This window comes from Streptomyces sp. NPDC085900, assembly GCF_044540925.1.
GTDB classification, from domain to species: Bacteria; Actinomycetota; Actinomycetes; order Streptomycetales; family Streptomycetaceae; genus Streptomyces; species Streptomyces gilvifuscus.
In genome coordinates, this window is record NZ_JBITSP010000006.1 from 1 (window position 1) to 14,170 (window position 14,170).

At 70.7% G+C, this 14,170-nt stretch carries 11 protein-coding genes; 6 read left to right on the forward strand and 5 right to left on the reverse strand.

Annotated features, from left to right (window positions below; translation table 11 throughout):
* The first annotated feature begins 598 nt into the window (after positions 1–598).
* Positions 599–1,048, forward strand: coding sequence for a PTS glucose transporter subunit IIA (locus ACIGDI_RS21545; RefSeq protein ID WP_399898924.1), 450 nt, complete (start codon positions 599–601; stop codon positions 1,046–1,048).
* 78 nt (positions 1,049–1,126) lie between these two features.
* On the forward strand, positions 1,127–2,797 hold the full coding sequence (gene ptsP, locus ACIGDI_RS21550; protein ID WP_399900001.1) for a phosphoenolpyruvate--protein phosphotransferase: 1,671 nt from the start codon (positions 1,127–1,129) through the stop codon (positions 2,795–2,797).
* A 62-nt stretch (positions 2,798–2,859) separates the two neighbouring features.
* Here ptsP and ACIGDI_RS21555 read toward each other — a convergent pair whose 3' ends face one another.
* Together ACIGDI_RS21555 and ACIGDI_RS21560 are read right to left on the reverse strand one after the other, a co-directional pair.
* The gene (locus ACIGDI_RS21555) at positions 2,860–3,753 is read right to left on the reverse strand and encodes a hypothetical protein (RefSeq protein ID WP_399898927.1); all 894 of its coding nucleotides are present in this window, start codon (positions 3,751–3,753) and stop codon (positions 2,860–2,862) included.
* Positions 3,754–3,775: 22 nt separating this feature from the next.
* On the reverse strand, positions 3,776–4,984 hold the full coding sequence (locus ACIGDI_RS21560) for an MFS transporter (protein WP_399898930.1): 1,209 nt from the start codon (positions 4,982–4,984) through the stop codon (positions 3,776–3,778).
* Between the two features lie 111 nt (positions 4,985–5,095).
* Between ACIGDI_RS21560 and ACIGDI_RS21565 the strand changes: the two genes are divergently transcribed.
* Positions 5,096–6,415: an aminotransferase class I/II-fold pyridoxal phosphate-dependent enzyme gene (locus ACIGDI_RS21565; protein ID WP_399898933.1), complete on the forward strand. Its 1,320-nt coding sequence runs from the start codon at positions 5,096–5,098 to the stop codon at positions 6,413–6,415.
* An 8-nt stretch (positions 6,416–6,423) separates the two neighbouring features.
* On the opposite strand, the gene ACIGDI_RS21570 is transcribed toward ACIGDI_RS21565, so the two are convergent.
* Positions 6,424–8,391, reverse strand: coding sequence for an acetoacetate--CoA ligase (locus tag ACIGDI_RS21570; RefSeq protein WP_399898936.1), 1,968 nt, complete (start codon positions 8,389–8,391; stop codon positions 6,424–6,426).
* Between the two features lie 212 nt (positions 8,392–8,603).
* On the opposite strand from ACIGDI_RS21570, the gene ACIGDI_RS21575 reads away from it, so the two are divergent.
* Positions 8,604–10,976 carry a glycoside hydrolase family 31 protein gene (locus tag ACIGDI_RS21575; protein WP_399898939.1) on the forward strand — a complete coding sequence of 791 codons (2,373 nt, stop codon included), beginning with the start codon at positions 8,604–8,606 and terminating at the stop codon, positions 10,974–10,976.
* A 2-nt stretch (positions 10,977–10,978) separates the two neighbouring features.
* Here the strand turns inward: ACIGDI_RS21575 and ACIGDI_RS21580 are convergent, their stop codons facing one another.
* Positions 10,979–11,512, reverse strand: a complete 534-nt coding sequence (locus tag ACIGDI_RS21580; protein ID WP_399898942.1) for an NUDIX domain-containing protein — start codon at positions 11,510–11,512, stop codon at positions 10,979–10,981.
* Between the two features lie 47 nt (positions 11,513–11,559).
* Entirely contained in the window at positions 11,560–12,369 is an 810-nt protein-coding gene (locus ACIGDI_RS21585) for a M15 family metallopeptidase (RefSeq protein WP_399898945.1), read from the reverse strand.
* Between the two features lie 96 nt (positions 12,370–12,465).
* Here ACIGDI_RS21585 and ACIGDI_RS21590 point away from each other — a divergent pair, with 96 nt between their 5' ends.
* Both ACIGDI_RS21590 and ACIGDI_RS21595 read left to right on the forward strand, forming a co-directional pair.
* Positions 12,466–12,891, forward strand: coding sequence for a Zn-ribbon domain-containing OB-fold protein (locus tag ACIGDI_RS21590; RefSeq protein WP_399900004.1), 426 nt, complete (start codon positions 12,466–12,468; stop codon positions 12,889–12,891).
* Entirely contained in the window at positions 12,888–14,078 is a 1,191-nt protein-coding gene (locus tag ACIGDI_RS21595) for a lipid-transfer protein (RefSeq protein WP_399898948.1), read from the forward strand. Before ACIGDI_RS21590 ends, ACIGDI_RS21595 begins: the two co-directional genes overlap by 4 nt.
* Positions 14,079–14,170 lie beyond the last annotated feature (92 nt).

A 14,170-nucleotide genomic window follows, 5' to 3' on the forward strand; every position in this document is an offset into this window, starting at 1 on the left:
TCCTGAGCCAGGATCAAACTCTCCGTGAATGTTTACTCGGCCAGTAAATTAATACAGCCGGTCGACACCACGAGAGCGGAACAGTCAGGCGGAATAAGCCCGACCGTTCACAGCGTCCTCGCTGTGTTTTCTTCAAAGGAACCTCGCCACCAGGAAATCCCGGTGTCGGGGTATCAACATATCTGGCGTTGACTTTTGGCACGCTGTTGAGTTCTCAAGGAACGGTCGCTTCCTTTGTACTCACCCTCTCGGGCTTTCCTCCGGGCTTCCCTTCGGTGTTCCAAACTCTATCAGTGTTTTTCCGTCTCCCTGACCACCCTCCTGCGGACATGCAGAAGGAGACCCCGGGATAGGATCTGACGAGTTATGGGTCCTGCCGATCAAGGACACGTGATCGCGTCGCTCGGTCTCAAGCAGGAGTACGACTGTACATGGGGCCCGGAAGCCGGTGCAAATCCATTGGACTGGTGGTCTAGACCTCTTGCCGGTATCTTCCATGCGGAACCGCCACTTCATCTGACATACGCTGCTGCACAGTGCGTCGTCAGGGACAGACAGTGACGACCCGTATATGAATCTCCACCCCTGGGAGGCTCCCATGACCACCGTGACGTCCCCGCTGGCAGGACGCACCATCGGACTGGCCGCTGTGCCGGATCCGGTCTTCTCCGGGGCCATGGTCGGCCCGGGGACGGCCATCGACCCCGTCCGTGAGCCCTCCGAGGCGGTCGCTCCCGTGGACGGAGTCATCGTCTCTCTGCACCCCCACGCGTTCGTCGTCGTCGACGAGCACGGGCACGGAGTACTCACCCACCTCGGTATCGACACCGTGCAGCTCAATGGCGAGGGCTTCGAGCTGCTCGTGAACAAGGGCGACACCGTCACCCGCGGTCAGGGCGTCGTGCGCTGGAACCCGGCCGCGGTCGAGGCCGCCGGGAAGTCCGCGGTGTGCCCGGTCGTGGCCCTGGAGGCCACGGCGGAGGCGCTCTCCGATCTCCGTGACAGCGGCGATGTGAAGGCCGGCGACAGTCTCTTCGTCTGGAAGTGACGTCAGCACCGTCCTATGACGGCAAGTACGACAACCACCGCGGCGGCGGGACCCGCCGCACTATCGGAGACGGGTGAGATGGAGACAACGCTGCGAGGCGTCGGCGTGAGCCACGGAGTGGCGATCGGCGAGGTTCGGCACATGGGAACGGCGGTGCTCGAGCCGCCTGCCAAGCAGATACCGGCCGAGGACGCGGAGCGCGAACAGGGGCGCGCCCGCAAGGCGGTGGAAGCCGTGGCGGCCGATCTGATGGCGCGGGGCAATCTGGCGGGCGGCGAAGCCCAAGCGGTGCTCGAGGCCCAGGCGATGATGGCCCAGGATCCCGAGCTGATGGCGGATGTGGAACGGCGCATCGCCGTCGGGAGCACGGCCGAGCGTGCCGTGTACGACGCGTTCGCCGCGTATCGGGCGCTGCTGGCCGGTGCCGGGGAGTACCTCGCCGGCCGGGTGGCCGACCTGGATGACGTGCGGAATCGTATCGTCGCCCGGTTGTTGGGGGTGCCGATGCCCGGTGTCCCCGACAGCGACGAGCCGTACGTCCTCATCGCACGTGACCTCGCGCCGGCCGACACGGCTCTGCTGGACCCGACCCTGGTTCTCGGCTTCGTCACCGAGGAGGGCGGGCCGACGAGCCACAGCGCGATTCTGGCGCGGGCCCTCGGTGTCCCGGCCGTGGTGGCGCTGCCGGGTGCCTGCGAGCTGGCCGAGGGCACGGTGATCGCCGTGGACGGCAGCACCGGCGAGATCTTCGTGAACCCGAGTTCGGAGAAGAAGGCGCAGCTTCAGGCCGCGGCCGCCGAGCGCAAGGCGGCGCTGGCCGCGGCGACCGGGCCGGGCGCGACCTCCGACGGGCACAAGGTGCCGCTGCTGGCCAACGTCGGTGGTCCGGCGGACGTGCCGGCCGCCGTGGAGGCCGGGGCCGAGGGTGTGGGTCTGTTCCGCACCGAGTTCCTTTTCCTGGACGACAGCAAGAACGCGCCGTCGGAGGAGAAGCAGGTCGAGGCGTACCGTCAGGTGCTCGAGGCGTTCCCCGAGGGGCGCGTCGTCGTGCGTGTGCTGGACGCGGGCGCGGACAAGCCGCTGGAATTCCTCACCCCGGCGGACGAGCCGAACCCGGCGCTGGGTGTGCGTGGTCTGCGGACGCTGCTGGACCACCCGGAGGTGCTTCGCACCCAACTGACGGCGCTGGCGAAGGCCGCCGAGGGCCTTCCGGTGTATCTCGAGGTCATGGCGCCGATGGTGGCGGACCGTGCCGACGCCAAGGCGTTCGCCGACGCGTGCCGCGAGGCGGGGCTGCGGGCGAAGTTCGGGGCGATGGTCGAGATTCCGTCGGCCGCGCTGCGGGCGCGTTCGATCCTGCAGGAGGTCGAGTTCCTGTCGTTGGGCACCAACGACCTCGCGCAGTACACGTTCGCCGCCGACCGTCAGGTGGGCGCGGTGTCCCGCCTTCAGGATCCGTGGCAGCCCGCGCTGCTCGACCTGGTCGCGCTGTCCGCCGAGGCCGCGAAGGCCGAGGGCAAGAGCTGCGGTGTCTGTGGTGAGGCCGCGTCCGACCCGCTGCTCGCTTGTGTGCTGACCGGTCTCGGTGTCACCTCGCTTTCCATGGGTGCGGCGTCGATTCCCTATGTCCGGGCGACGTTGGCCAAGTACACGCTGGCCCAGTGCGAGCGGGCGGCTGCCGCGGCTCGTGCCACGGAGAGCGCCGAGGAGGCGCGCAGCGCGGCTCAGGCGGTGCTGTCCGGCGAGTAGGGCCCGGCTTTGCGGTTCCTGAGGGGCGCTCCACCTGCGGGTGGGGCGCCCCTTTCGGTTGTTCAGTGGTGATGACCGCCTGTCTCCCGCTCCTCTCCGAGGTCGGGCGGTACGCAGTAGTCGACGTCGGACTCAGGTGAGATCAGATCGCCGGATTCGATGTCGGTGCAGTAGGCGTCGAAGACCTCGCCGGCGGTGAGGGGTGCCAGGCCTTCGCCGCGTAGGCGCCAGCCGTACACGCGGTCGGTGGTTCCGGGGGCGCTGGTGCGCATGACGAGTCCGCCGGGGCTACGGGTGGCGATGCCCAGTGCCAGGACGGTGGTGAATTCGAGGGCTTCGGCTTCGTCGAGTTGCAGGGCGCCGTTGTCGTCCGCGTCCGCGTGGAGGACCGCGAGGAGTGTTTCCGGGGTGGCCGAGACGCTGCAGACGAGGTGTCGGTTGCCCGCTCCCGCGGTGTCGAGGATGCGGACGAGGAGGTCGGAGGCGCGGGTGAAGGCGGCGCGGCCGATGTCCTCGCCGCAGGAGGCGCAGGCGCCGAGCCGGGCCAGCAGTGTGGACGCGTACTCCCAGGTGGCCTGTCGGACCGCTTCGTCGACGAGGGCCGGTACGAGGTCGGCCAGGGGCTGGCCCTGGTAGGGGACGGTGGGGCCGGTGGTGGCCAGTTCCGCGGTGAAGCGGGTGCGGCTCGACGGGATGTCGGGGTCGAGGCCGGTTTCCGCGCAGTATTCCTCGTACTCCTGAGGGTCGAAGAGGGCGACCGTCGTGTGGCTGCCCTGGGAGGCGCGGGTCTTCAGGAGTGCTTCCACCTGTTGCAGGTAGATCTGGTGGCTGTCGAAGGTGAAGCTGCGGTAGCGCCGCATGGCCCGGAAGTCGTGTTCGTCGGTGAGCAGGCCGATGGTTCCGGCGATTTCGCGGCGCAGGACGCGTCGCATGGTCTGGTGGTCGGTGTGCGCCATGTTTCCCCCTGAGCACAGTCGATCAATACTCACTCAAAGTAACCGGCGGCACTGACAATGCGGTCCGGGCGAGGCGGCCGCGGACCAGGCGGTGCTGGATTGCGCAGGTCAGGGCGATGCCGAGGCCGAAGGCGCTCCATCCGGCGGGGCCGGTGGCGATGGCCGCGGTGACGGCGAGTGGTCCGATGCTGCGTTGGGCGGACTGCGCCAGGCCGTGGACGCCGAGGTAGGCGCCCTGCCCGGTCTCGGGGGCGAGGGCGACGGACAGTTCCCAGGAGACCGTGGCGTGGAGGATCTCGGCCAGTGTGAAGGCGGTGGCGGCCGCGGTGAGGAGCAGCGTGGCCGCCACGGTTCCGCCGGTGGCGGACAGGGCCATGGCGACGCCGGCGAGTGCGAAGGCGGCGGCGAGCGGGAGCAGTAGGGCACGGGCGGCCACGGTGCTGGTTCCGAACCGGGCGAGGGGGACTTGGAGGGCCACGACCATCACGTTGTTGAGCACCAGCAGCAACGGCGCGAGGCCGTGCGGTGCGTGGGTGGCGTGGGCGATCCACAGGGGCAGGCCGACCTTGAAGACGGAGTCGTCGAGGAAGAGGACGGTCTCGGTGGCGACGTAGGCGAGGTAGGTGCGGTCGCGCCAGGGGCTGGGTGTCCTGGTGCTGGGGGCCGGGTCCTTCGAGGTGGTGACGGTGCGGGAGGCGGAGGGGGGTTCTGCGCAGCGCAGGGTGAGGAGGGCCGAGGCGAGGAAGGACAGCGCGTCGCCGGCGAGGAGCCATTGGTAGGCGGCGGTGCTGCCGAGGGCCAGGGCGGCTGCGGCCGCGAGGCCGCCGAGTGCCCAGCCGGCGTTGGCCACGGTCCGTTGGACGGCCTGGTAGCGGACGCGGTCCGGTCCGGCGATGCGGGTGGCGTAGAGCCTGGTGAGGACGCTGGCCGCGCGGTCTCCGAGGCCGCCCACGGCGGCGAAGGCGACCAGAAGGGGATAGTCGTTCGTCGTCAGCAGCGCCAAGGAGCTCAGGGCGCGCAGGAGTTGGACGGCGATCAGGACGCGGGTGAGCGGGAATCTGTCGGCGATGCGGCCGCCCAGCGGCGCTCCGGCGATTCCGATGGCTCCGGCCGTGGCGGCGAGCGTGCCGACCTGGGCCAGGGAGAGCCCTGAGACGTAGGTGAAGTACAGGACGGAGACGGAGGCCCACAGGCCGCTGCCGACGCGGTCCACGAGGGCGATGGCGAGCATTCTTCGCCCGTCTCGTCCTCCGGGTATCCGGTTCGACCATGCGGCTGCGCGGCGCATCGGATGCACTGCTCCCCCTTGCCTTCGATTATGTACTGATACATAATTTCCAACGTGGCAACACAATATGGGATCACTGGTGCGACGGCCAAGGGGATTGCGGCGTCCGTGGAACGGGCCGTGGCCGAGGGCGCCTTGGGGCCGGAGACGGCGCTGCCTCCCGTGCGGCGGCTCGCGGACGACCTCGGGGTCAGTCCCGGCACGGTCGCGACGGCCTACAAGGAGCTGCGGCAGCGCGGGATCGTGGTCACGCGCGGGAGGGGTGGGACCGTGGTGGCGCCGGCCCCTTCCGTGGCATCGCGGCGGCCTCCGAGAGTTCCGGAGGGGCTGCGGGATCTGTCCGGCGGACACCCCGATCCCGCGCAGCTCCCCGCTCTCGTACCGCCCTCACGGTTGTCTCCCGGGGTGCGGGCCCACCGCTCGGCGCCCAGGCTGACGCGGCTGGAGGAGGCCGTGCGCGAATGGGTCGGGCCGGACGGTGTGCCTGTGGACCATGTGACGTTCGCTCATGGGGCGCTCGATCTGATCGGGCGGCTGCTCTCCGTGGAGCTGCGGCCCGGCGACGCCGTGGCGATGGAGGACCCCGGGTATCACCATCTCCTGGACCTGGTCACGGCCCTGGGGCTGCGGAGCGTCCCGGTGGCCGTCGACGACGAGGGGCTGCGTCCCGATGCCCTGCACGAAGCGCTGCGGGCCGGTGCGCGTGCCGTGGTGTGCAGCCCTCGGGCGCAGAATCCGTACGGCGGCCGCTTCTCCGCGGCACGCCGGGACGCGCTGGTGGACGTGCTGCGGGACCGGCCGGATGTGCTGGTCGTCGAGAACGACCATGCCTCCGCCGTGGCGAACGCCCCGCTGCACACGCTCGCCGGAGGGGGCCTGCGGCGCTGGGTGCATGTGCGGACGGTCAGCAAGTTCCTCGGGACGGATCTGCGGTGGGCCGCCGCCGCGTGCGACGCGACCACGCTGGCCCGACACGACGGCCGGCTGCTGCTCACGTCGGGCTGGGTCAGCCATCTCCTTCAGGAGATCGTCCACGGGTTGCTGACGGACGACGGCACGCGCGCGTTGGTGGCACGCGCGCGTGAGACGTACGCGCTGCGCCGCGGGGCTCTTGTCGACGAGCTCGGGGAGCGTGGGATCGGGGCGCACGGGTCGAGCGGGATGAACGTGTGGGTGCCCGTGCGGGACGAGTCCGCCGTCGTGAACGGGCTGCGGTCGTACGGCTGGTGGGTGGCCGCGGGGGCCCGGTTCCGGCTGTCGTCGGCGCCGGGCGTGCGGATCTCCGTCGCCGAGCTCGAACCGGCCGACGCGGCACGGCTGGCCTCGGACTTCGCCGCCGTGCTCGGCGAGTCCGAGGCCACCTACGGGGGGTAGGCGCCGTCTCAGGAGCGCTTGCGGGCGAGGTCCTCGTAGAAGTGCAGCAGTTCGAGGTCGTCGATGGAGCCCGGGTTGACCGCCTTCTCCAGCGGGGCGCCCTGGAGGAGGCGTTTGACGGGGACCTCGATGCGCTTGCCGGTGAGCGTGTGCGGGACTCCGGGGACCTCGATGATCTCGTCGGGCACGTGGCGCGGTGAGAGCTGTTCGCGGATGGTCCGCTTGATGCGGTCCAGGAGCGCCTCGTCCAGGGTGGCTCCGGGGGCGAGGTGCACGAAGAGGGGCATCCAGTAACCGCCGTCGGGCTGTTCGATACCGATGACGAGGGATTCCTTGATCTCCGGCAGGCGCTCGACGGCTTCGTAGATGTCCGCCGAGCCCATGCGCACGCCCTGGCGGTTGAGGGTGGAGTCGGAGCGGCCGTGGATGACCACGGAGCCTCGCGAGGTGATGGTGATCCAGTCGCCGTGCCGCCACACGCCGGGGTAGGTGTCGAAGTAGCTGTCGTGGTAGCGGCTGCCGTCGGGGTCGTTCCAGAAGCGGATCGGCATCGACGGCATGGGGTTGGTGACGACGAGTTCGCCCACCTCGTCGGTCAGGGGTTCGCCGTTCGGGTCCCAGGACTGCAGGTCGGTGCCCAGGCCGGCCGCCTGGAGTTCACCGATGTACACGGGCAGGGTCGGTACGGCTCCCGCGAAGCAGGAGCACACGTCCGTGCCGCCGCTGACGGAGGCGATCCACAGGTCGTCGCGGACCTCGTCGTGCAGCCAGCGGAACCCGTCCGGCGGGAGCGGTGATCCCGTGGTGGCGACGCACCGCACCTTGGACAGGTCGAAATCGCGCCCGGGGTGGACGCCGGCCTTGGCGCAGGCCATGACATAGGCCGCCGAAGTGCCGTAGAGGGTGGCTCCCGTGCGTTCGGCGACGCGCCACTGGGCGCCCGTGTCCGGGTATCCGGGGCTGCCGTCGTATAGGACGATCGTGGTGCCGGTGAGCAGGCCGGAGACGAGGAAGTTCCACATCATCCAGCCGGTGGACGTGTACCAGAAGAAACGATCCTCGGGGCCGAGGTCGCAGTGCAGCCCGAGCTGCTTGAGGTGCTCGACGAGGATGCCGCCCTGGGACTGCACGATGGCCTTGGGCAGGCCGGTCGTGCCCGAGGAGTACAGCACCCACAGCGGGTGGTCGAAGGGCACCTGCTCGAACACCGGTTCAGTGTCCGTGCCGGTCAGCGCCGACCATTCGAGGGCGCCTTCGGGCGCCTCCGTGCCCAGCAGGGGGATGTGAACGACGGCACGCAGCGTGGGCAGCTCGCGGCGGAGTTCGGCGACGATCTCGCGGCGGTCGTGCTCCTTGCCGCCGTAGCGGTAGCCGTCGACGGTGAACAGGACGACGGGTTCGACCTGCTGGAAGCGGTCCAGGACGCTGCGGGCCCCGAAGTCGGGCGCGCAGGAGGTCCACACGCCGCCCACGGCGGCCGTGGCGAGGAGAGCGACGACGGCCTGCGGGATGTTCGGGAGGTAGCCGCTGACGCGGTCTCCGGGGCGAACGCCGAGGTCGCGCAGCTCGGAGGCCAGGGAGCCGACCTGGCGGCGCAGTTCGGACCAGCTGACGGGGCGCGGCTCGTGGGTCTCGTCGACGTACAGCAGGGCCGGTTCGTCCGCGCGGGTGGCGGCCGCGCGCAGGGCGTGCTCGGCGTAGTTCAGGGTCGCCCCGGGGAACCACTGGGCGCCCGGCATCGAACGGTCGCCGAGTACGCGCGCGTAGGGCGTCGAGAACCGCACGTCGAACCACTCGGTGACGGCTTTCCAGAAGGTGTCCAGCTCGTCGACGGACCACCGGTGCAGTGCCGGGTAGCCGCCCTCGGCCGGAGCCCCGTGCTCGCGGGCCGCCCAGGCCTGGAACTTCGTGACCTGTGCCTGGGCGATGCGTCCCGGATCTGGCTGCCAGAGCGGCTGGGGGTTCACGGTCGACATGGGGCGGCTCCCGGACTGTGCGCTTCGTATGCGTCTGTCGCGCACGGGCTGGGGTGTGCGCGTGACGCGATGACACGGACGATGCCATGTGATCGACTTCTACACCAGGGTGCGCCCCACATAGTCCGTGTCGTGAAGATGTGGTCCTAGCACGGGTGAACGGAAGTTGAACGACACCCCTGTTCGGCGCGGTCAATGGCAGGGTGAGCAGCATGGACGGTCGTGACCTGGTGCGTTCGGTGAGGGTGGTCGGTTCGGTGGGGGCGGCCCAGAGGTTGCGTACCGTGAAGGCGGCGTGGCGCAGGAGGCGTGCCGACGCGGGCGCGCTGCCGCCGCGGGGTCCGGAGCGCGCGCGGGTGCCCGGGCCCGTGCGGGAGGTGGAGCCCGGCCCGGGCGGCGGTGTCATCCGCTTCAACCGCTCGGAGCTGCGGATCCTGGTCGCCGTGAACGGCGCGGTGTTCTGGGGCTGGGACGGGGCCGCTCCGGAGCCGTCCTACGCGCTCCTCGGGCGCTGCCCGGAGGCGGACCCACGGGCGGTTCTGGAACCGGACAAGGACGGCGGCTGGCGGGTAGTGGCCGAGCGCGTGACGGTGGTCGTCTCACGGCACGGCGCGGTCGAGGTGCGGACGCCCGGAGGCGTCACACTGCGCCGTGATCTGCCGCCCCGCTGGTGGGAGCCGGTCGGCGGCGGGGTGGCGCGATGGATGCAGCGCTCGGAGGTGCCCGCCGACGCGCGTTTCTTCGGACTCGGGGGGCGGGCGTCGGGCCCGCGGCTGCGTGCCGGGACCTACCGCCTGTGGAACACGGACCCCGGCCGCGCCTTCGGCCCCGCCGACGATCCGCTGTACATCACGATGCCGGTGCAGCTGGTGGTGTCCGACGCGGCCACTCATCTGGTGTTCCACGACACCACGTGGGACGGCACGGTGACGCTGCGGGAGGGCGAGGAAGGGGCCGGTTCCGGGCACGACAGGGCGGGCACGAGCGAGCTTCGGGTGGCGGGCGGTCCGCTGCGCTGCTGGGTGATGGTGGGCACCCCCGCGCGCGTGCTGCTCGCCTGGGCGTCGCTGACGGGCGCGCCGGCGCTGCCGCCCACCTGGGCGCTGGGCCACCACCACGCGCGCTGGGGCTTCGGCAGCGAGCAGGAGGTGCGCCGGATCGTCTCGGGTTACCAGGAGCGGGGACTGCCGCTGGACGCGGTCCACCTCGACATCGACCACCTCGACGAGCACCAGGTGTTCACCGTCGACCAGGAGCGCTTCCCCAAGCTGCCGTTGCTGGCCGAGGAACTGCGCCGCGACGGGATCCGGCTGGTGTCGATCGTCGACCCTGCGGTGAAGGCCGCGGAGGGCAACGCGGTGTACGACGGCGGGACGACCCTGGACGCGTTCGTGCGGGACGCTTCGGGAGAGCTCGTGCGGGGCGTGGCGTGGCCCGGGGAGGTGGTCTTCCCCGACTTCACGCACGCGCGCGTGCGTGAGTGGTGGGGCGGGCTCTACGAGGAGCGGCTCGCCCAGGGGTTCGCGGGTTTCTGGCACGACATGAACGAACCCACGTCGTTCGCCGCGTTCGGGGAGTCGACGCTGCCGCGCTCGGCCAGGCACTGCCTGGAGGGCCGCGGCGGGGACCACCGCGAGGCGCACAACGTCTACGCCCTGTGCATGGCGAGAGCGGGTTACGAGGGCCTTCTCGAACTGGCCCCCAAGGAGCGGCCGTTCGTCTTCTCCCGCTCCGGCTGGGCCGGGATGCAGCGCTACGGCGGGACCTGGTCCGGCGATGTGGCGACGGGCTGGCCCGGTCTGCGGGCGTCCCTGTCGCTGGTCATGGGGCTCGGACTGTGCGGAGTGCCCTATTCGGGGCCGGACGTGGGCGGCTTCGACGGCAGTCCGTCGCCCGAGCTGTATCTGCGCTGGCTCCAACTCGCCTCGTATCTGCCCCTGTTCCGCACGCACGCGAGCCTGCGCGCCGGTCGCCGGGAGCCCTGGGAGTTCGGGCCCGAGGTGCTGGAGCACGCGCGCGTGGCGCTCGTCGAGCGCCGGCGGCTGCTGCCGTACTTCGTGACCCTGGCGCATCTGGCCCGGCGCACGGGAGCGCCCTATGTGCGGCCCCTTTGGTGGAACGCGCCCGAGGACCGCGCGCTGCGTGACTGCGAGGACGCGTTCCTGCTGGGCGACAGCCTGCTGGTGGCGCCGGTGCTCGACCCGGGGGCCGACCGGCGCGCGGTGCAGCTGCCGCGGGGGCGTTGGTACGACACCGTCACGGAGCAGATGTACGAGGGGCCGTCACAGGTGCTGGTGGACGCACCCCTGTCGCGGATACCGGTGTTCGCGCGCGCGGGTGCCGTCATCCCCGTACGCGGGGACGACGGCGGACTGGAGTTGGAGGTGTGGGCGCCGGCTCGCGGCCGCAGCGGGGGCGGGCTGGTGGTCCCGGACGGCGGCGACGGCCGGCACGAGCCGGAACTCGAGCGCTACGTCACCCGTTGGAAGAGCCGGGGAAGGCGGCTGGTGGTCGAGGCAGCGGGTGAGGGCGGCTCGTCCGAACCGCCCTACCCGGTGCGTGTACGGGGTCTCGGGGAGCGCTGAGCTCAGATGTAGCGACCCTCGAACCAGGCGCGAACCGCCAGGGTGTGCAGCGGGAAGGCGAGCTCCTGCGGCCTGCGCAGGAGGTGCCAGCCCTCCGTCTCGTCCGTGGCGGCGGACGGGGGCAGACCGTCGGCCGGGCGTTCCGGAAGGGCTCCGAACAGCAGCAGATGGCCGTCCGGCGAGCTCATGGCGTCGACGAGGCGTACGTCGCGGCTCGCCGCGTCGATGCCGGTCTCTTCCTTCAGCTCACGGACGACGGCGTGCCGCCAGTCCTCGCGGTCGTCGATGAAGCCGCCGGGCAAGGCGATGCCTCCGCTGGCGGGAGCGACGGTTCGGGTGATGACGACCAGGGCCGTGCCCTTGGTGTCGTACACGGGCTGGAGTGCGACGGCCACCGGCAGCGGGTTGCGGTAGGCCACGGCGTGGCAGGCCGGGCAGGTGCGCGGCCAGCCGGAGACGCCCTCTCCATAAGGCGCTCCGCAGCTCGAACAATGCGAGCCGGGGGCGGAGTTGGGGATGGATTGAGTTTCGGACACGCGGCGGACTGTATCCGATCAGTGGAGGGGCGTCTTCCGGAGGCTGCTCAATGGCGGCCGGCGAGGGACTTCCAGGAGACCGGGAAGTCGAAGTAGGTGTCCGGGTAGGGCTCGGGCTTGTACGTGTAGTGCCACCACTCCTCTGCGAGGTTCACGAATCCCAGGCCCTCCAGGGTGCTCTTGAGCAGCAGGCGGTTGGCGCGTTGTTCGCCCTGGACACGCGGGTCGAGGGTGTGCGCGAGGGTGTCGAAGCAGTCGAAGCCGGTGCCCATGTCGACGGAGTTGTCCGGGAAGCGTTCGTCCTTCGGCGCGTAGCAGGGCACGAGGGGCTCTCCCGGGTGGTAGGGCCGGGTCGGCCTCGCCGGGAGCCGCACGATGGTGAGGTCCATCGTCGAGCCACGGCTGTGGCCGGATTTCTCCGCGATGTAGCCGTCCTCGAAGAGCCGGGTCTTGTCGACGTTCGGATAGAACTCACCCTTCATCGCCTGGTCGTCGAGGTCCTCGGCCCAGCGGACGAAGTGGTTCACGGCGCGCTGGGGCCGGTAGCAGTCGTAGACCTTGAGGGTGTATCCCCTGCGCAGCAGTTTCAGCTGGGCCTTGTGGAGGGCTTCGGCGGCCGGCCGGGTGAGGATGCAGATCGGTTGGTCGTAGCCGTCGATGCGCTCGCCGACGAAGTTGTGCGGGGTGAAGTAGCGCATCTCCTGGAGGATCGTCGGGTCGACGGTTCTCAGGGCCACGAAGTCCTTCGGTGCCCTGGGTCCGGTCTCCGCCCGGGCGGTGGCCGAGCCGGCGGTCACGGCCAGCACTGCGGCGAGGGCGGTGACGAGACCGCGTACTGCGCGGGTGAGTCGTGTCATGTCTCCTGCACTGCCCAATTCCGCCCGCCCGTGACACACTTCTGACGCACCGTCAGATACGTGCCAGGGAGGGCCATGTCTCGCACTCGTACGCCCGTGGTCGACGGATGGTTCGCCGGGACGGGGGACGATTTCCGGCTCCTCGGCACCCGTTGCGCGGCCTGCGGCACGGTGTTCTTCCCCCGTGAGGAGGCGAACTGCCGCAACCCCGGATGTTCCGGCGGTGATCTCGACGAGGTGCCGCTGTCGCGACGGGGGCGTGTCTGGTCGTTCACGGACAGCCGGTACCGACCTCCGTCACCCTATGTGAGCAATCCGGAACTTCCGTGGGAGCCGTACGCGTTGATCGCTGTGGAGCTGGAGGCCGAGCGGATCGTGGTGCTGGGGCAGGCGGTTCCCGGGGTCACCGTCGCCGATCTGGCGGTGGGCATGGAGGTGGAGGTCGTCCCCGGCGTGCTGCACGAGGACGCGGAGACGACCTGGACGACGTGGCATTGGCGGCCTACGGGGGTGCGGGCATGACGGGCGAGGTGGCGGTGCTCGGCGCGGGCATGCACCCGTGGGGCAAGTGGGGGCGCGGTTTCGTCGAGTACGGCGTGGCGGCCGCGCGCGCGGCGCTCGCCGACGCCGGGCTGGAGTGGCGCGACATCGGCTCCATCGTCGGCGCGGACACGGTGCGTGGCGGCTATCCGGGTTATGTGTCCGGTGCGACCTTCGCGAAGGCGCTGGGCTGGCAGGGCGCCCGCGTGACGAGCGTGTACGCGGCGTGCGCGTCCGGCGCCCAGGCCGTCGACACGGCGCGGGCACAGATCATGTCCGGCCTCGCGGACGTCGTCCTGGTGGTGGGGGCCGACGCGGCGCCCAAGGGCTTCTTCCGGCCCGCGGGAGGCGAGCGGCCGGACGATCCGGACTGGCTGCGGTTCAGGGTCCTGGGGGCCACGAACCCGACGTACTTCGGGCTTTACGCGCGCCGGCGCATGGCCGTGCACGGGGACACGCCGCAGGACTTCGCGCAGGTCAAGGTGAAGAGCGCGGCCGTGGGCGCGCTGAACCCGAACGCGCGCTACCGCACCCGGGTGAGCGCCGAGGAGGTCGCCGCCTCGCCGGTGGTCGCCGATCCGTTGCGGCTGCTCGACATCTGCGCGACCTCGGACGGCGGAGCGGCGCTGGTGCTGTCCAGCATGGACTTCGCACGCCGGCACGGGGCGGCGCGGCCGGTACGGATCCGGGCCGTGTCGACGGTGACACCGCGCTTCCCGAACACCGTGCTCGACCTCCCGGACATCGCGACGGACTCCTGGGCGGCGGTGGAGCCCTCCGACGGGACGTTCCGGACGTCGATCGCCCGGGCGGCGTACGAGGAGGCGGGCATCGGACCCGAGGACCTCTCCCTCGCGGAGGTCTACGACCTGTCCACGGCGCTGGAGTTGCAGTGGTACGAGGACCTGGGGCTGTGCGGCGAGGGTGAGGGCGCCAAGCTCCTCCGGGAGGGGGCGACGAGCCTCGACGGGCGAATACCGGTCAACGCCAGCGGCGGACTGGCCTCCTTCGGCGAGGCGGTGCCGGCTCAGGCGATCGCCCAGGTGTGCGAACTGACCTGGCAGTTGAGAGAGCAGGCCGGTGACCGGCAGATCGCGGGGGCACGCGTGGGGATCACGGCCAACCAGGGGCTGTTCGGGCACGGGTCATCGGTGATCGCCGTGCGGTGAGCGAAGGGCGCGCCCTCTCCGGGCCGATCGGGGAGCAAGCCCTTTCCCGTACGCAGCGTGATCACCCGGAAATCCTGCGTGAACGTCTCGTG